Genomic DNA, 18,771 nt, shown 5'->3' with positions numbered 1-18,771 from the left:
CGATAAGGCCAGCACATTCAGCAAATGTGCTGGCTGACACACCGCTATCGCGAGCAGGCTCACTCCTACAGGGGGAAAGCATTATTTGCCGGTGATCATCGGCAGATTCAGCCCCTGCTCTTTCGCGCAGTCGATCGCAATCTGGTAGCCGGCGTCGGCGTGGCGCATGACGCCGGTGGCCGGGTCGTTGTGCAGCACGCGGGCGATGCGCTCGGCGGCCTCATCGGTACCATCGCAGACAATCACCATTCCCGAATGCTGCGAGAAGCCCATGCCGACACCGCCGCCATGGTGCAGGGATACCCAGGTCGCGCCGCTCGCAGTGTTCAGCAGCGCGTTGAGCAGTGGCCAGTCGGACACGGCGTCGGAACCGTCCTGCATCGATTCGGTTTCGCGGTTGGGACTGGCGACCGAGCCGGAATCGAGGTGGTCGCGACCGATCACCACCGGTGCCGACAGCTCACCGCTACGCACCATTTCGTTGAATGCCAGACCGAGCCTGGCGCGCTGGCCCAGACCGACCCAGCAGATACGTGCCGGCAGACCCTGGAAGCTGATGCGCTCGCGGGCCATGTCCAGCCAGTTGTGCAGGTGTGCGTCGTCCGGGATCAACTCTTTGACCTTGGCGTCGGTTTTGTAGATGTCCTGCGGATCACCCGACAGCGCCGCCCAACGGAACGGGCCGATGCCACGGCAGAACAGCGGACGGATGTACGCCGGCACGAAGCCCGGGAAATCGAAAGCATTTTCGACGCCCTCTTCCTGCGCCATCTGACGGATGTTGTTGCCGTAGTCGAAGGTCGGAATGCCTTGCTTCTGGAATTCCAGCATGGCCTTGACGTGCACGGCCATCGATTGCTTGGCGGCTTTGATCACAGCGGCCGGTTCGGTCTTGGCGCGGGCGCGGTATTCGTCCCAGCTCCAGCCGGCCGGCAAGTAACCGTTGAGCGGGTCGTGGGCGCTGGTCTGGTCGGTGACCATGTCCGGGCGCACGCCGCGCTTGACCAGTTCCGGCAGGATTTCCGCCGCGTTGCCGAGCAGAGCGATGGAGATCGCTTTGCCTTCCTTGGTGTATTTGTCGATGCGTGCCAGGGCGTCGTCGAGGTCTTTGGCTTGCTCGTCGACGTAACGGCTTTTCAGGCGGAAATCGATGCTGACCTGCTGGCATTCGATGTTCAGCGAGCAGGCGCCGGCCAGGGTGGCGGCCAGCGGTTGCGCGCCGCCCATGCCACCGAGGCCCGCGGTCAGCACCCAGCGCCCCTTGAGGTCAGCGTTGTAATGCTGGCGACCGGCTTCGACGAAGGTTTCGTAGGTGCCCTGAACGATGCCCTGGCTGCCGATGTAGATCCAGCTACCGGCGGTCATCTGGCCGTACATGGCCAGGCCTTTGGCGTCGAGTTCGTTGAAGTGTTCCCAGCTCGCCCAGTGCGGCACGAGGTTGGAGTTGGCGATCAGCACGCGCGGCGCGTTGCTATGAGTCTTGAACACGCCGACCGGTTTGCCCGATTGCACCAGCAGGGTTTCGTCGTCGTTCAGGTGAGTCAAGCTCTCGACGATCTTGTCGTAGCACTCCCAGTTCCGCGCAGCGCGGCCGATGCCACCGTAGACCACCAGCTCTTTCGGGTTCTCGGCGACTTCCGGGTCGAGGTTGTTCATCAACATGCGCAGCGGCGCTTCGGTCAGCCAGCTCTTGGCGGTCAGTGTGTTACCGCGGGCGGCGCGAATCTGCACGTCACGAAACTTGTTGCTGTTCTGGGTATTGTCAGTCACGAAAAAGACTCCTCAGCGATCAATTCAAACCAACCCTGGCAGTGGGCAGCAGCCTGCGCGCTTTTCTGCGCGACAAGCGAATCAGTGGACGCTGCGGAGAGTCTCGGACGACTCATACGCATACGTCTTTACTTGTACATACAAGCATATGCAATCAAGCGGCCAACTTGTTGGAGAGGTGTTCAAGAAAAAGTGCGGACAGGGCTGGAGAGCGCCTGAATCAAGGGGTCAGGCGTGGATGAAATATTTCGAGAGTATTAATGGAAGGGGTTGGGGATTGTTTCGAAAGCAAGGTTTTGCGCCACGCTGGGGCGTTCGGTAACAAGTTGGTGCGAGGATGGAAACAGGAAGTGTGAATGCAAGTGTGGCGAGGGAGCTTGCTCCCGCTGGGCTGCGAAGCAGCCCCAAATCGGTGTTCACCGGAATTGGGAGTCCTTCGGCCTCCAGCGGGACCAGGTTCCTTCGCCACAGGGGGATTGTGTTCAGTTTTGGAGGAGTTCGATGACGCAGCAAGCGGCATTGGTGGCGACTTCAACCAGTCCGGCGTTACCGTCCAGTTGCAGACAATCATGGCGACCGAGTTGCGCTGCGGTTTCACCGACTTGCACTTGCAGCAAGTCACTTACACTGAACACCAACACCGTCCTCGCCGAGCTGAAGAAGCGCTGCTCACCGTCCAGCCACTGCAACCGCGCGCTGTAACGTTGCGGCGCGTAGATCAGATTGAAGTCGCGAATCGCACCGCCGAGCAACGTGCAGGACACCTGACTTTCGCCGCTGAAAGCATACGGGTCGAGGGGTAACAGTGGGCGGGTATCGTCACCGTCGACGCACAGGGTCATGCCGTCCCCCTGCAACACGGTGATGACTCGCTGGTAACCGGCGAACGTCGAGAACCCACCCGACTCAGTGATGTCGGCAATCGACAGGCGCCAGCCGAAACCGTCCAGGCCAGCACCCGCATCGCGAGTGATTTCTTCGGTGCTGCCGCCGCCGTTTTTCCACGGCATGCGCGGGTAGCCTTCGGCGCGTAGGACCTTGAGTGCATTCATTTATGGAACCGCCCTTCGAGACGATGACGGGAACCCGGATGGATCAAACGCGCCGCCGTCACTGGCTGACGCCCCGACCAGGTACGCCGACGGATCAGCAAGCACGGCTCGCCCTTTTCAATCTGCAGCAATTTGCACTCTGACGGCTCAGCAAGAATCGCTTCGACCACGTGCTCGCCTTCGGTCAGCGGCGCGACCTGGTTGAGGTAGGCATAAGGTGTCTGCAGGGTGAAGTCCTGCTTGAGGTACTCCGGGGCGACCAGGGCGTTGACGAACCGGTCTTCGATTTGCACCGGAATGTCGTTTTCGTAATGCACGATCAGCGAGTGGAAGACCTTCTGCCCTTCGCGCATATCCAGTGCCAGCGCACGCTCGGAGCCGGCGGCCTCTTCCTCGAGGGTGATGACCTGGCAGGTGTGGCGATGACCGCGCGAGGCTATTTCGTCGGCGATGTTGTGCACTTCGAACAGCGCGGACTGGCTCTTCGGTTCGGCGACAAAGGTGCCGACGCCTTGCATGCGCACCAGCAAACCATCGGCGGTCATCTCGCGCAGGGCGCGGTTGATGGTCATGCGGCTGAAGCCGAGCTGGCTGACCAGTTCGCTTTCGGACGGCACGCGGTAGTGCGGCGGCCAGTTACCGCTGTCGATCTGCTGGGTGATCATCTGTTTGACGCGGGCGTACAAGGGCGCCGGACTGTCGCCCATGTTCGCGGCCAACGGAGAGACTGGAGGCGGAGTCGGCACGGTTGATCCCTGTTCATTGGATGAAAGTGACTAGCTTGCCGGAGTTTACCGGGCAGGCAAACGTCTGTATATGTATATACAAATAACACACGATGGGGTGCCGAACGATGTCCGCCTTCTTTGCCGAACGCGCACTGCTGCCTAACGGATGGGCCAACAAAGTACGTCTCGAGGTCAGCGCCGATGGCCTGCTGACCCGAATCCAGGCCGATTCCACCGCAGACGGCGCCGAGCGGCTGAACGGGCCGCTGCTGCCGGGGATGCCCAATCTGCACTCCCACGCCTTCCAGCGCGCAATGGCTGGTTTGGCCGAAGTGGCCGGCAACCCGAACGACAGCTTCTGGACCTGGCGCGATATGATGTATCGCCTCGTCGGAAAAATCAGCCCGGATCAGCTCGGCATCATCGCCCGTCAGCTGTACATCGAAATGCTCAAGGCCGGGTACACCTCGGTCGCTGAATTCCACTACGTGCACCACGACAGCAGCGGCCAGCCGTATGCCGATCCGGCCGAACTGGCCTTGCGCATCAGCCAGGCCGCCAGTGAAAGCGGTATCGGTCTGACCCTGCTGCCGGTGCTTTACAGCCATTCCGGTTTCGGTGGGCAGACGCCGAATGACGGCCAGCGCCGGTTTATCAACAGCACCGAAAACTACTTGAATCTGCACGCGCGGTTGCAGCCATTACTGGCACAGCAAAAGGCGCAATCGCTGGGCCTGTGTTTCCACTCGCTACGCGCGGTGACGCCGCAGCAGATCAGCGAAGTGCTCGCCGCCAGTGACAAGCAGATTCCGGTGCATATCCACATCGCAGAACAGCAGAAAGAAGTCGACGACTGCCTGAGCTGGAGCGGTCGGCGGCCGCTGCAATGGCTGTACGAAAATACCCAAGTAGATCAGCGCTGGTGCCTGGTTCACGCGACCCACGCCAACCCGGAAGAAGTCTCGCTGATGGCCAACAGTCGCGCGATCGCCGGGCTTTGCCTGACCACTGAAGCGAATCTGGGTGACGGAATTTTCCCGGCGGTTGATTTTCTCGCCCAGGGCGGGCGCATGGGCATTGGCTCCGACAGCCATGTGTCGCTGAGCGTGGTGGAAGAATTACGCTGGCTGGAATACGGCCAGCGTTTGCGCGATCAGCGGCGCAATCGCTTGTACGGCGCGGACCAGCCGATGGTCGGCCGCACGCTGTATGACGCGGCGCTGGACGGCGGCGCGCAGGCGTTGGGGCAGCCGATCGGCGCGCTGAAAGTGGGCAAGCGCGCGGACTGGATCGTGCTCGATGGCAACGATCCGTATCTGGCGACAGCGTCGGGGGACGGGATTCTGAATCGCTGGCTGTTCGCCGGCGGCGATCGGCAGGTGCGCGATGTGCTGGTCAATGGTCAGTGGGTGGTGCGCGATGGCCGGCATGCCGGCGAAGAGCAAAGCGCCCGAGCGTTCACCCAGGTACTGCGTGATCTTTTAGGCTGACGCAAAACAAACTGTGGGAGCGAGCCTGCTCGCGAAAGCGGTGCATCAGTCAATATTCATGTCGACTGACACACCATCTTCGCGAGCAGGCTCGCTCCCACATTTGATATGTATCGAGACTTAATTAGAGGTCTTGGCCATCTGCCGATCCGACGCGCGCCAGATCAGGCGTGTGGTGTCGTAACCCTGTTGACGCGCCTTGCTCAGCAATTCTTCACGCACTACACCGTTGACGGTCGGCGTGCGTGACAGCAGCCACAGGTACTTGCGACTCGGATCGCCGACGATGGCGGTCTTGTAATCGTCGCTGACGTACAACACCCAGTACTCGCCCTTCGCCACACCTGGCACCAGGCGCGAGAACCAGTTATCGAATTCGACCCAGAGCTTGTCGGTCTTGCCCGGCACCTGTGGATAAGCCGTGCCTTTGGCTTCTTCCCACTGCCACTCCGGGGTCAGGCAGCGGTTGAGCACGCCGACGTTACCGTCCGGCTTGAGGCTGTAGTGGGCTTCGGATTGCGCGCAGTGGCGCTGGAAGTACATCGGCAAGCGTGCCAGTTCATACCAGGTGCCCTGATAACGCTTGAGGTTGACGCTGTTGACGGTTCTCGGCGCCAACGGGTCGACGCCGGAAGTGGCGCAGCCAGCCAGTACCAGGCCAGCAAAAAGGATCAGCAATAACCGCTTCATTTTTTTCTCCGTGGGCGCGAAGCCCCGGTTTACTTCAGGCCTTGGCCGGAAAACATCAGCACTTTGTCACCGGCGTATTGCACGCTGATAAAGCTGTTCTTGTCGCCCCAGGTGCAGCTGGACATACCGAGCGCGCCCGAGCAATCGGTGGGCTTGCCGAGAAGGGTTTCCACGTCGGACTTGGCCATGCCGGCCGAGAGCTTCGAGTAGTTTTCCTGATTGACCTTGCTGCATGCGGCCAACAGCACGCAAAACGACAGCAGGGCGATAGATCGCAGCGACATGGTGAAACTCCTGGAACGAGGGGGGATGGCATGGTGCCAACCAGAAGCTTAGAAGAGAAAAGTGTCATCTGGTTCCGTGGCCGAACGCCTATTTATCAGCCCGCCCGTCCGGCTTTTGTCGGTAAATCAAAAACTTTGTGAAACTGTCGAGCATTTCGTCGACTTTCCCCGCAAGCGCCTAATCTTTGGCGCGCCGCGGTCGAAATAAGAGCAGCGCAACGCTGCCGAATATGGCAAATTGCCGCCCTTTCCTGACCAGCCCCTTCGCGGTAGTTCATTCGATGACCAGAAACATGAAATTCAGCCACAAGATCCTGCTGGCTGCCGCCCTCGTAGTGGCCGTTGCGTTCGCCTGTTTCATCTTGTTCAACGACTATCGCCAGCGTCAGGCCTTGAGCAGCAGCACCGAAGCCACCATGCAGGAACTGGGAAGCCTGACCACCAGCAACATCCAGACCTGGCTGGAAAGCCGCATTCAATTGCTGCAATCGCTGTCGCAGCAAGTCGCCGTTGACGGCAATGCCCCCGCCAGCCTCAAACGCATCATCGACCTGCCCGCCTACACCGGCAATTTCCAGCTCAGCTATTTCGGTGGCGCTGACGGCGTGATGTTTTCCGTGCCCGCCGGCAACCGCGCGCCGGATTACGATCCACGTGCGCGTGGCTGGTACAAAGCGGCGAACAGCGCGCAACAGACTATCGTCACCGAACCGTATATCGCCGCTTCGTCGGGCAAACTGGTCATTACAGTAGCGACGCCGGTGCAGCGCCAGGGCCAGATGCTCGGCGTCGCCGGTGCTGACATCGACCTGACCAGTGTCAGCGCAATCATCAACTCGCTGAACTTCGGCGGCCACGGGCACGCGTTCATCGTCAGCGCCGAAGGCAAGATCCTGATTCACCCGGACAGCAAACTGGTGCTCAAAACCCTCGCCGAGGCCTATCCGAACGGTGCGCCTCAAGTCAGTCCGGGCCTGAAAGAAGTCGAGTTTGATGGCAAGACCCAGTTGATTTCCTTCACTCGCGTCAACGGCGTGCCGTCGGCCGACTGGTACGTGGCGCTGGTGCTCGACAAAGACACCGCGTTCTCTATGCTCAGCGAATTCCGCACCTCGGCGCTGATCGCCATGGTGATCGCCGTGCTGATCATCATCGGCCTGCTCGGCATGCTCATTCGCGTGCTGATGCAGCCGCTGCTGACCATGGGCCGTGCGATGCATGACATCGCTGAAGGCGAAGGCGACCTGACCAAACGTCTGGTGATCCACGGCAACGATGAATTCGGCGCACTGGGCACTTCGTTCAACCGCTTCGTCGAACGCATTCACACCTCGATCCGCGAAGTGTCCTCGGCCACCGGCCAGGTCAACGAAGTCGCCCTGCGCGTGGTCGCCGCCTCGAACTCCTCGATGTACAACTCCGACCAGCAGGCCAACCGTACCAACAGCGTCGCCGCCGCGATCAATCAGCTCGGCGCTGCCGCCCAGGAAATCGCACAGAACGCCGCCCTCGCCTCGCAGCATTCCAGCGATGCGCGCAGCCTTGCGGTCGACGGCCAGCAGGTTGTGGATAAAACCATTCAAGCCATGCAGCAACTGTCGGCGAAGATCAGCGATTCCTGTGGCAACATCGAAACGCTGAATAGCAACACGGTGAACATCGGCCAGATTCTCGAAGTGATCACCAGCATTTCCCAGCAGACCAATCTGCTCGCACTCAACGCCGCCATCGAAGCTGCGCGTGCCGGTGAGGCTGGGCGCGGTTTCGCCGTGGTGGCCGACGAGGTGCGCAACCTCGCGCATCGCACCCAGGACTCGGCGCAGCAAGTGCAGAAGATGATCGAAGAGCTGCAAGTCGGCGCACGCCAGGCGGTGACCATCATGACCGAGAGCCAGCGCGAGAGTGAAAGCAGCGTCGGCATCGCCAACCAGGCCGGCGAGCGTCTGGGCAGCGTGACCCAGCGCATCGGCGAAATCGACGGCATGAACCAGTCGGTAGCCACTGCGACCGAGGAACAAACGGCCGTGGTCGAGTCGATCAACGTTGATATCAACGAGATCAACACACTGAATCAGGAAGGCGTGGAAAACTTGCAGGCGACGTTGCGCGCGTGTTCGGATCTGGAGCAGCAGGCGGCACGTCTCAAGCAACTGGTTGGTAGCTTCCGTATATAAAGATCAAAAGATCGCAGCCTTCGGCAGCTCCTACAGAATGAATGCTTTACTCATGTAGGAGCTGCCGAAGGCTGCGATCTTTTCTGCGGTCAGAACCGCGACCCGGGTTTGGAAAGAAATACCAACTCTCCATCCGTAGACTCCCGCCCCAACACCGCATTGCGATGCGGAAACCTTCCAAACTGCGCAATCACCTTCCGATGCCGCTCGGCATAATCCAGGTTATCGGCAAACACCGCGCGCTCCGCCTCCGGCTGTTCAGCCAGCAGCGCCATGAAGCGCGATACGGCTTCGTTCTGCACCGCGAGGTTTTCGCAGTGTTCGAACACCAGATAAATGAACACGCGCTGAACCGGCTTCAACTGCCGATCAAAATCCGCCGAAACGCCCTGCGCGACAAGCTTCTGCGCACGTAAATCGCCGGAAAATGCTTTGGGGGTGTCGCGATAGATCATGCGCGGCAGTTGATCGAGCAACAGCACAACCGCCAGCCAACCTTCGGGACATTGCGTCCACTCGGTCAATTCACCGGCCAGGGCCTGATCGACAAAGACCCCGAAACGCGTCTGCGCTTCGAGGTCCTGGCTGTTTCGCTTACCGAACCACAACTTGCCCTTTTCGGCCGCTACTGCGCTGGCTGATTCGGCGTGTCCGAACCACCAGTCGAGCAACGGCTGCCAGGGCGCGTGCATGGTTTATTCCTTGTGGTAGGCCGTGGCGCGGGCGACTTCTTCTTTCGAGCCGAGGAATACCGCAACGCGCTGGTGCAGGCCTTCCGGCTGGATGTCGAGAATGCGCTGATGACCGTCGGTGGACGCGCCGCCGGCTTGCTCAACGAGGAACGACATCGGGTTGGCTTCGTACATCAGGCGCAGCTTGCCCGGCTTGGACGGCTCGCGGCTGTCGCGCGGGTACATGAACAGACCGCCACGGGTCAGGATGCGATGCACGTCGGCGACCATCGCCGCGACCCAGCGCATGTTGTAGTTCTTCTTCAACGGGCCTTCTTCACCGGCCAGCAGTTCACCGACGTAGCGCTGCACCGGGGCTTCCCAGTGACGCTGGTTGGACATATTGATGGCGAATTCCTGAGTGGTTTCAGGAATGGTGATGTCTTCGTGAGTGAGGACGAAGCTGCCCATTTCACGATCCAGGGTGAAGCCTTTGACGCCGTCGCCCAAGGTCAGCACCAGCATGGTCTGCGGGCCGTAGATCGCGTAGCCGGCGGCCACTTGCTGGGTGCCTGGCTGCAGGAAAGCTTTTTCGTTCAGCGGCTCGTTCTGGCTGAGGTATTCGTTCGGGCAACGCAATACCGAGAAGATCGTGCCAACCGGGGCATTGATGTCGATGTTCGACGAGCCGTCCAGTGGGTCGAATACCAGCAGATAGGCGCCCTTCGGATATTTGCCCGGGATCTGGTAGGCATTGTCCATTTCTTCGGACGCCATGCCGGCCAGGTGACCGCCCCATTCGTTGGCTTCAAGGAGGATTTCGTTCGACAGCACGTCGAGCTTCTTCTGCACTTCGCCTTGTACGTTCTCGGTGCCCATGCTGCCCAGAACACCACCAAGGGCGCCTTTGGATACGGCGTGGCTGATCTCCTTGCAGGCACGCGCCACCACTTCGATCAAAAAGCGCAGATCGGCAGGAGTGTTGTTGCTGCGGGTCTGCTCAATCAAATAGCGACTCAAGGTAACGCGGGACATGGACGGCTCCGGTGGAATGGGGGGCGGAAAACCCGCGCAGTTTACAGGGAGTCTGAAAACCTAGCGAGCAAAGACGCCGGCTAACGTGCGCCTGGGTTTATTTGCCTGTATGAGACGTGATTGTCGGTGGAGAGTTCAGGTGTCGGATTGAGCGTAGTTGGAAATGGGCCGGGTGGTGGTTAGGCGAAGCGACGGTTTCAGGATTTTTGTCGGCAGGCAGACCGCTATCGCGAGCAGGCTCACTCCTACAGGGGAAATGCGGTCCATTGTAGGAGTGAGCCTGCTCGCGATCGGATGCGCAGCATCCGCCTTGTCAGGTGCTGGTCGGGGGCTTGCGCAACAGGCTGAACGCCATCGCCCCGAGAAACACCACGCTGAGCAGCAACACCGCCCACAAGCCGATCTTCTTCCAGTTGGTCCCGGCCACCGCAGCCGTCGTCGCCGTCGAGGTCTGCGTAACCAGCGCCTCGTCTTGCACCGTGGCCTTGCCCAGCGTGGCCAGCATCTGCGGTTTGAAATCCGGAATAAGCGTTGCCAGCGGCAGGTTCGCCGCTCTCACATTGGAGTTGCCCAGCGCCAGGCTGTACGGCCCTTCGCCCCGGGCGAGGAAAATCACCTGCGTGGCGCGCACCGCATATTTCAGGTCCGGCGCCTGCTCACCCAGACCGCCGCCGCGCTCATCCACCGTCAGCTTGAGTTGCTGCACGGTCTGCCCGGAAAGCGCGATTTCGTTCTGCACCACGTCCTGATTGTTCTGGGTCAGGCGATACAGCAAGCCACTGCTGATTGTCTGCCAGGGCAAGTTGCTTTCGCGCCGGCCAGCCAACGTGACCGGCGCCAGGCTGTTCGGCTGTTTCAGCTCCACCTGCACCCGCTCCACATTCAGCCCCATCGGCAGCTGCCAGCTGTATTCCCCTGATTTGGCGCTGCTGCCGGCCACGTTTGGCGACCAGACCAAGGGCAGCGGCAGGTTGCGCGGGTCGTTGCTTTTCAGTTGCGCCGAGGTGAGGATCGGTGCCGAGCCCGGCGACTCCCACAGCAGGCGCACATAGCGCGCAGTCTGTCGCGGAAGGGTTACTTCGTGCTGTTCGATGCGCTCATCGGAAAAGGTCAGGCGTGCCACCTGGCCCTCGCCCCAGGATTGCCAGTGCTGCAGATCGTCGCTGGCCTCGATGCTGAAACGCTGGAAACCGTCGCGTTCGCTGGTCCAGTCGAGGATGAGTTGCTGCAACGGCGCCTTGATCGCGCTGGCATCGAGCAACCAGCCGCGCAGCACTTCTTCGCCCGCTTCCAGTTGCGAGGACGGCTGCACTTCCACCAGCGTGCCGTTGGTGGTCGACTGCACGCGCACATTCGGCGCACGCTCGCTGGCGTCGGCGGCGTTGTACAGCGGGAACCACTTGACCTCGTGCAGCTTGCCGTCGTCGCGGGTCTGCGCCGACTCGCGAGCCAAGGCGTAAGCCTGCGCTTCGCCGGCAGCGTTGAATACGCGCAGGTCGCTGAGATCGGTCTGGCGCGCCTGCAATTGCGCACTCAGCGGCAGGTCGAGGCGATACCACGGGCCGTTGCCACTCACCGACAATGGCACCTGCGAGGCGAAGTCCGCCGGTTTTTCCTGAGCGCCGGCCACCATCACCACGCCCAGCGCCAACCACCCCAGATTCAGCATGCGACTCAAGATGCAACTCCTTCGGTTTCCGGCGCGGGTTTGTCCGCCGCCGGTTCAGCCTCGACGCGTTTGGGCGGCAGCGGTGCAAAGTAGCCGACCACCAGCAGCAACACGCCAACACCGATAAACGAGACGATCCGGGCGAGGCCGCCACGGTTGCTCAGTTCGACAAAAATCAGTTTGGCCACCACCAGCGCAATCAGGGCCGCGCCGATCAGCCACACTTCGCGGCGATGGCGCAGATGGCCGCCGATCATCAGCCCCAGCGCCATCAACGTCCAGACGATCGACAGACCGGCCTGCACCAGCATCGAAGCGAGCAGTTGATCAAGCTCGAACGGAATGCCGGCCCAGTGATGCGCAGCGCGAGTGACCAGCGCGGTACAGAAAGCGAACAGCGAGACCCCGGCGATCAGTTGCGTGGCGTGGTCGGCGTAATCCTGGCGGACCGACAACTGCGTAACGGCGCTGCGCGACCAGACATAAACACCGAACAACGCAAACAGCAGCCCCAACTCCAATGGGTTGAGCAGCGGCACGTAGGGCAACGGTTCGGGATTACCATCGCTGACGCCATTGGCCAGCCAGAACCACGCCAGCATCAGCACCGCCAACGGTGCCGCCGCATACAAGCGGTACTCGCGGGTGAACGCGGCGACCGGCCACGGCCAGTCGCGCGGTGCCGCCATCAGCAACAGATAAACGCTCGGCAGAATCGCCCAGCCCAGCCAGCGCCAGGCGTTGTATTGCTCGGACATCAGCAGCAGGCCGTAACGCAACTCCAGCGCCAGCACGCCGATCAGCAGCCAGCAACCCAGCACATGGGCCGCGCTCAACGCACGCGCCGGCAACATCGACGCCAGGCGGCGCAGGCTGAAGAAATGCACCGCGAACAGCAGCGGCCACGCCAGCCAGCCGAAGTCGGCGGCCGGGTGATAACGCGCATGCCACGCACCGAGCAAGACCAGCGCCGCCGCCGGAATCAGCAAGGTGCAGAGCAAACCCAGCGCCGGCCATCTCAGACGCAACGACAACAGCGTCCACAGCGCCACACTGATCGCCGCCACCAACAGCAACAACGTGCCCTGCAGATTCGGCGAAGCAAACCGCAGCACTTCGCTGATCCACGCCAGCGCCCACCACGCGGCGCCCCAGACCAGCAGCACTTGCGACAAGCGTTGCAAACTCAACGCATCGAAAGCACTGGCAGGGTTGCCCAGTTGCAGGCGCCACGCGCCGATCAGCGCCGCCAGCCCGAGCACCAGCGGCGTCCAGAAGCCGCAATGGCCCAGAGGCCGTAGGCCTTCGCTGGACAATGGCCCGAGCAATTCCGGACCGGCGAGCAAAAACGCGGCGCCGCCGATCACCTGCAACAGCAACCCGAAGACGAAACTCAGACGCTGCTGCAGGTACAGGCTCAGCCAGATGATCAGCAAGCCGCTGGCCGCCCACACCGCACTCGCGGTCTGCCACGGCAAGACAAAGAGCACCGCCAGATTGATCAGCACCAGCCCGGCCAGCAGCACCACCGACAAGCCACGCAGCAGGCGCACATCGCCGCGCACCATTTCATCCCGCGCCGCCAGGAGCATGCCGGCGATCAACGCCAGACCGATCAAGGACGCACTGAGCAAACCACTCCAGCCCGCGCTCAATACCGCCGCCGAATCTTCACCGGCGCCTTGCAGCCGCAACAGGAACAACGCGCCGCCCAGCAACTGCACGGCGAACGCGGTAAACAGGAACGTGCGCGATTGAATCCGCAGCCCGACAAATAATGTCGCCAACCCGGCCAGGGCCCAACTGATCGCCGTGCCCTGGATGAACAGGAACAACGGTGCCAGCAGATAAAGGAACGTCAGGCCCAGACAAGCCAGCAGCGGAAGACCTTGGCGCTCCCACGGCGAACTTTGCTCCGGCGTGGCTTTGCGCAATTGATGGAAGCTGAACAGCAACGCAATCCCGAGCATCAGCGCGCCCAGCGGTGCGCCGTCGAGCAGGCTGCTCTCGCCGAGCTGCAATTGACCGAGAAACGCCAACGCCGATCCCAGTTGCAACAACAAAGCAAAGGCCCGAGCGAACGGTCGATGCTGACGCAACCCCAGCCAGAAAATCCCCGTGCCTTCGACGGCCCACGCCGCTGACGTCCAGCGTGCATCGAGCCCCAGCGGAATCGCCAGGCTGGCAAAAATCACCCCCAGGGCCAGGCAGGTTTCACCGAGCAGCATCGCCCGCCCGCCCATCAGCACTCTGGCCAGCGCCATATAGATCATGCCCAGCGCCAACGCGCTGAAAGCCGCGGCAAATTCGAGGTGCTGGACCAGCGCGAACTGCAAACCAAAGCCAATGATCGGCGGGCCGAACAGCATCGTTCCGTCGACGTAATCGCCCTTGCGTGCCGACCACTGCAGCAACGCCTCACGGTCAGCATCCGCCGGGGCATCCGCCATCTCGCGCAATTTGCGCCGGGCGAACAGCAGGCCAATGGCGAGGTACATGAGGAAAAACAAAATCAGGAACGGCTCGGTGCTCCATAGCAGTTCCGGGGTGTATGAACGCAGGCCCCAGGCGAAACCGATGCCGAAGGTGCCGACGAAGCCGATCAGGTTGAGCAGGCGCCAGGCCTTGAACCAGGCGATGGCGAGAATGCCGGCATTGAGCAAGGCGAAATAGCTGAACAGCGCGACGTGATTGCCTTCGCCGGTAGACGTCAGAATCGGCGCGGCGAAACCGCCGAGTGCCGCCGCTGCCGCCAGCCCCAGCGCATCCTGAGTGATCGCCAGAATCGCCGAGAACACCGTGACGGCCACCAGCAGGCCGAGTGCGGCGGAGGGATCAAGCAACGGATGCAGACGCATCGCCGCAAACACCGTCAGGTACAACACCGCGATCCCGGTGCCTTGCAGCATCAACGCATAGTGGCTGTTGCGCCGGCGCAGCCACCAGCCCAGCGCCAGCAGGGCCAATGCCGCTGCCGCGACCCCGGCGTAACGCAACTCGATCGGTACCACCATGCCTTCGGTGGCGTAACGCAGCAAAAACGCCAGACCGAAAAACAGCAGCACCACGCCGACGCGCAGCACGGTATTGCCGCCGAACAGCCAGTTGCGCGCCGCGCTGATGCCGCGTTCGATCAGGTTAGGGCCACGGGGTTCGGCTGGTTGTTGCGGAGAGGCAGCAGGCGCCGGCTCGGCGCTCCAGACATCAGCCGGTAGCGGCTGACTGGTTTCGCGGGCGGCGGCTGGGATCGGTTCGAGCTCGGGAGGCAGCTCCCAGATCAGCTCAGGGGTCGGGGCGGCCTGCTCAGCCACGTCGAAGCGTTCGGCGACCGGCTCGACTTCAGGTGGCGGGGTTGGCGCATGCGAGGGCGAGCCCTCCAGCACAAACAGCCGCTGAGCCACGCCCTGCAAGGCTTCCCGCACCTGTTCGAGTTGGCGCTGCTGCTCCGCCGCCTGCGCGCCAAGGCGTGCAATGCGTAGCGTCTGGCCGATGACCAGTCCCAGCAGCGCCCCCAACAGCGCGCCACTGAATGACTCGTCAAACAGTCCACCGAGCACCAGCCCGATCAACATGAACATCCATTGCATGGTCGATATCCCTAAGCAGCCCCGAGGCGAGGCGAGTCCGGCGATGGCTTCAGTCTAGGCACAAACCGTGTGGGAGCGAGCCTGCTCGCGAAGGCGGATTGTCAGCCAACATTTCTGTTTAAGTCGACGATCGCTTCGCGAGCAGACTCGCTCCCACAGGGTACGGCGGTGATTGATGCCTTGTAACCGGCGCTCAGTATATCGATCCGGCCCAACAAACGTCGGGCCTTGCGCAGATTTGTCGGGGAAAGTTACTCCAAAGCTTTCCAGATATCCGTGGCGTACTCGCGAATCGTCCGGTCCGAGGAGAACCAGCCCATGCGCGAGGTGTTGAGCACCGCCGAGCGCCACCAGTTCTGCGAGTCATGCCAGTGCGCATCGACGCGCTTCTGCGCTTCCCAGTAGGAGTCGAAGTCGGCGCAGACCAGGAAGCGGTCATAGTCGATCAACGAGTCGATCAGGCCGGTGTAACGCGAGGTGTCATCCGGCGAGAACACACCGCTGCGAATCGCTTGCAGCACATCGTTCAACCGATGCGAGGCGGCGATGTCGGGCACGGCGCTGAACTCGTGGTTCTGCTTGCGCGCTTCAACCTGTTGCGCGCTGAGACCGAAGATGAACATGTGCTCGGCTCCGATGCGCTCGCACATTTCCACGTTGGCACCGTCGAGGGTGCCGATGGTCAGCGCGCCGTTGAGGCCGAACTTCATGTTACTGGTGCCCGACGCCTCGAAACCGGCGGTGGAAATCTGCTCGGACAAGTCCGCCGCCGGGATGATGCTCTCGGCCAGGCTGACGTTGTAGTTGGGCAGGAACACCACTTTCAGCAGCCCGCGCACGGTCGGGTCGTTGTTCACCACCCGAGCGATGTCGTTGGTCAGTTTGATGATCAGTTTGGCCTGGTGATAACTCGCCGCCGCTTTACCGGCGAAGATCTTCACCCGTGGCACCCAGTCGACTTCCGGCTCGGCACGAATCGCCTGGTACAGCGCCACGGTGTGCAGCAGGTTGAGCAACTGGCGTTTGTATTCGTGGATACGTTTGACCTGCACGTCGAACATCGCCGCCGGGTTGACTGCGATCCCCAGGCGCTCGTGAATCAGATAGGCCAGCGCCTTCTTGCTGTGCAAACGCTGCTCGGCGAAGGCTTTGCGGAACGCGGTTTTCTCGGCGAACGGTTCAAGGTCGAGCAGGCGCTCCTCGGGATGGTCGAGCACGTCCGGGCCGAGGGCATCGACCAGCATCGAGGTCAGTTCCGGGTTGGCCTGATACAGCCAGCGGCGGAAGGTAATACCGTTGGTTTTGTTGTTGATCCGCTCCGGATAGAGCTTGTGCAGTTCGGCGAACACGGTTTTGCGCATCAGCTGCGTATGCAGACCGGACACGCCGTTGACGCTGTGCGAACCGAGGAACGCGAGGTTGCCCATGCGCACCCGCCGGCCGTTGTCTTCTTCGATCAGCGACACGGCGCGCAATACATCGAAGTCGTGAATGCCCTTGGCCCGCAGCGAGTCGATGTGCTGGGCGTTGATCAGATAGATGATCTGCATGTGCCGCGGCAGCATGCGCTCCATCAGGCCGACCGGCCAGGTTTCCAGCGCTTCCGGCAGTAGCGTGTGGTTGGTGTACGACAGAGTATCGACGGTGACTTGCCACGCCGCGTCCCATGCGACGTCGTAGACATCGACCAGTTGGCGCATCAGTTCGGCCACCGCGATCGACGGGTGAGTGTCGTTGAGCTGGATCGCCGCGTGATCACCGAGGGTCAGCACCGAGCTGTGCATATTGCGGTGGCGGCGCAGCAGATCCTGCAGCGAAGCAGCAACGAAGAAATATTCCTGGCGCAGACGCAGCTCTTGGCCGGCTTCGGTGCTGTCTGCCGGGTAGAGGACACGGGAGATACTTTCGGCGCGGGCCACTTCCGCCACAGCGCCCAAGTGGTCACCGGCGTTGAAGCGCTCCAGGTGCAGATCTTCCATGGCGCGGGCACGCCACAGACGCAGGGTGTTGACGCTCGCCCCGCGCCAGCCGACCACTGGCGTGTCGTAGGCAATCGCACGCACGGTTTCCGCCGGCGACCAGACCTGACGGGTTTTACCGTTGGCATCGGTGACGGTTTCGACGCTGCCGCCGAAACCGATCGGGTACACCACTTCCGGCCGTTCGAACTCCCATGGGTTGCCGAAATCCAGCCAGTGTTCGGTCTGTTCCTGTTGCCAGCCATCGACAATCGCCTGCCGGAACAAGCCGTGCTCATAACGAATGCCATAGCCATGGCCGGCGATGCCGAGGGTCGACATGCTTTCCATGAAGCACGCCGCCAGACGACCGAGGCCGCCGTTACCAAGCGCCGCGTCGGGCTCCAGCAGGCGGATGCGCTCCAGGTCGACGCCCAGTTCGGTCAGCGCTTCACGGGCGACGTCGAGCAGGCCGAGGTTGCTCAGACTGTCGTAGAGCAGGCGGCCGATCAGGAATTCCAGCGAGAGGTAATAAACGCGCTTCTGGCCTTTGCGGTAGATCTGCCGGGTGTGGTCCATCCAGTGTTCGACCATGTGATCACGCGCCGCCAGAGCGATGGCTTCGAACCAGTCATGGTCGAAGGCGTGATCGGGGTCTTTGCCCACGGCATAGGTGAGTTTGGTCAGGACGGCGTCGCGGAATGCGGCCACCTCTGCTTCGCGAACTAGTGGTTCTTGAGTCATCAACAGGACCTCGAGCGAGCGGGAAATTTCTGAGCCTAGACGGTCTGACCGGCGGTTACGGCTCTGGTTCGGCAGTATTTGCCCGGACTGTGCGCCGGTGCGACATAACCTTGGCGGATGGGCCAATGAATGCAGGGGCCGTGCCGTCCTGTCGGGCAAAATGCGATCGCGGTGAAAATATCCGGCGAAAGGTTGTTCAAAATTCCACCGCTCCCGGTATGATCGCGCGCCCTGATGCACACACCCCTGGTAACTCCCGATGATGAAGCCCAACCTGATCGCCGCCGCCGAGATTGATCGTCTCGATACGTGGGCCAAATACTCTGCGCCGATGTGTGGCTCGTGCATGTCCAGCTGCTGCACGCTGCCGGTCGAGGTCAAGATCAAGGATCTGGTGCGCATCGGTGTGGTCGACGAGTTCGAACTGGGCGATCCGCCGAAGAACATCGCCAAGCGTCTGCAAAAGGAAGGTCTGGTCGAGCGCTTCAATCAGAAGTCGGGGATCTTCACCCTGCAGCGCATGAGCAACAACGACTGCTATTACCTCGATCGTAAAAGTCGCCTGTGCACCATTTATGACAAGCGCCCGGACACCTGCCGCAACCACCCGAAAATCGGCCCGCGGCCGGGGTATTGCGCTTACAAGCCGAAAGAAGTGGTGCGCGAGCAGAATTTCCGAGCGATTGAGAAGTTTTAACAGCAAACCCTCACCCCAGCCCTCTCCCAGAGGGAGAGGGAGCCGACCGAGGTGTCTGGCGCCATACACCGACCTGAAAAAACCAGTCGATTATGGATTCGGTGAAGCCCGCCAAATCGATTCTGGATTCGGCAGAATTCGCTCAGGTCGATGCATCTCCTGAGCATCCCCCAATCAGTCCCCTCTCCCTCTGGGAGAGGGTTAGGGTGAGGGGCTTTTGAT

13 protein-coding genes are annotated in these 18,771 nt (G+C 61.6%); 3 read left to right on the top strand and 10 right to left on the bottom strand.

The genetic code is table 11. The features are described 5' to 3' along the window. Positions 1-81: 81 nt before the first annotated feature. The 3 genes from hutU to hutC form a co-directional block, all read right to left on the bottom strand. Positions 82-1,770 carry a urocanate hydratase gene (gene hutU, locus QRN33_RS22420; RefSeq protein WP_042608662.1) on the bottom strand — a complete coding sequence of 563 codons (1,689 nt, stop codon included), beginning with the start codon at positions 1,768-1,770 and terminating at the stop codon, positions 82-84. A 482-nt stretch (positions 1,771-2,252) separates the two neighbouring features. Further along, on the bottom strand, positions 2,253-2,822 hold the full coding sequence (locus QRN33_RS22415; RefSeq protein WP_285410160.1) for a HutD/Ves family protein: 570 nt from the start codon (positions 2,820-2,822) through the stop codon (positions 2,253-2,255). After that, positions 2,819-3,529 (bottom strand): histidine utilization transcriptional repressor HutC, encoded by a 711-nt coding sequence (hutC, locus tag QRN33_RS22410; protein ID WP_162803449.1) that lies wholly within the window; start codon positions 3,527-3,529, stop codon positions 2,819-2,821. Before hutC ends, QRN33_RS22415 begins: the two co-directional genes overlap by 4 nt. Positions 3,530-3,675: 146 nt before the next feature. Between hutC and QRN33_RS22405 the strand changes: the two genes are divergently transcribed. Then, a complete protein-coding gene (locus QRN33_RS22405; RefSeq protein WP_285410159.1) occupies positions 3,676-5,040 on the top strand; it encodes a formimidoylglutamate deiminase in 1,365 nt (454 codons plus the stop codon). Positions 5,041-5,160: 120 nt separating this feature from the next. Here QRN33_RS22405 and QRN33_RS22400 read toward each other — a convergent pair whose 3' ends face one another. Both QRN33_RS22400 and QRN33_RS22395 read right to left on the bottom strand, forming a co-directional pair. Next, entirely contained in the window at positions 5,161-5,730 is a 570-nt protein-coding gene (locus tag QRN33_RS22400; RefSeq protein ID WP_123419809.1) for a lipocalin family protein, read from the bottom strand. Between the two features lie 29 nt (positions 5,731-5,759). Then, positions 5,760-6,014, bottom strand: coding sequence for a lipoprotein (locus QRN33_RS22395; protein WP_042608658.1), 255 nt, complete (start codon positions 6,012-6,014; stop codon positions 5,760-5,762). A gap of 281 nt (positions 6,015-6,295) precedes the next feature. Here QRN33_RS22395 and QRN33_RS22390 point away from each other — a divergent pair, with 281 nt between their 5' ends. Continuing rightward, a complete protein-coding gene (locus QRN33_RS22390) occupies positions 6,296-8,188 on the top strand; it encodes a methyl-accepting chemotaxis protein (protein ID WP_216594664.1) in 1,893 nt (630 codons plus the stop codon). Positions 8,189-8,277: 89 nt separating this feature from the next. Here the strand turns inward: QRN33_RS22390 and QRN33_RS22385 are convergent, their stop codons facing one another. The 5 genes from QRN33_RS22385 to QRN33_RS22365 form a co-directional block, all read right to left on the bottom strand. After that, positions 8,278-8,880, bottom strand: coding sequence for a DUF924 family protein (locus QRN33_RS22385; RefSeq protein ID WP_285410157.1), 603 nt, complete (start codon positions 8,878-8,880; stop codon positions 8,278-8,280). A 3-nt stretch (positions 8,881-8,883) separates the two neighbouring features. Further along, entirely contained in the window at positions 8,884-9,894 is a 1,011-nt protein-coding gene (locus tag QRN33_RS22380; RefSeq protein ID WP_039756611.1) for a class 1 fructose-bisphosphatase, read from the bottom strand. A gap of 313 nt (positions 9,895-10,207) precedes the next feature. After that, a complete protein-coding gene (locus QRN33_RS22375) occupies positions 10,208-11,572 on the bottom strand; it encodes a DUF3999 domain-containing protein (protein WP_285410155.1) in 1,365 nt (454 codons plus the stop codon). After that, positions 11,569-15,150: a DUF2339 domain-containing protein gene (locus QRN33_RS22370; protein WP_285410153.1), complete on the bottom strand. Its 3,582-nt coding sequence runs from the start codon at positions 15,148-15,150 to the stop codon at positions 11,569-11,571. Before QRN33_RS22370 ends, QRN33_RS22375 begins: the two co-directional genes overlap by 4 nt. 251 nt (positions 15,151-15,401) lie before the next feature. After that, positions 15,402-17,852: a glycogen/starch/alpha-glucan phosphorylase gene (locus tag QRN33_RS22365; protein ID WP_042608653.1), complete on the bottom strand. Its 2,451-nt coding sequence runs from the start codon at positions 17,850-17,852 to the stop codon at positions 15,402-15,404. A 259-nt stretch (positions 17,853-18,111) separates the two neighbouring features. Here QRN33_RS22365 and QRN33_RS22360 point away from each other — a divergent pair, with 259 nt between their 5' ends. Further along, positions 18,112-18,549 carry a YkgJ family cysteine cluster protein gene (locus QRN33_RS22360; RefSeq protein ID WP_065615414.1) on the top strand — a complete coding sequence of 146 codons (438 nt, stop codon included), beginning with the start codon at positions 18,112-18,114 and terminating at the stop codon, positions 18,547-18,549. Positions 18,550-18,771: the final 222 nt, after the last annotated feature.

It is taken from the genome of Pseudomonas sp. FR229a (assembly GCF_030209115.1).
In the GTDB taxonomy this organism is placed as follows: Bacteria; Pseudomonadota; Gammaproteobacteria; order Pseudomonadales; family Pseudomonadaceae; genus Aquipseudomonas; species Aquipseudomonas moraviensis_A.
This window is presented reverse-complemented; position numbering and strand designations above follow the sequence as displayed.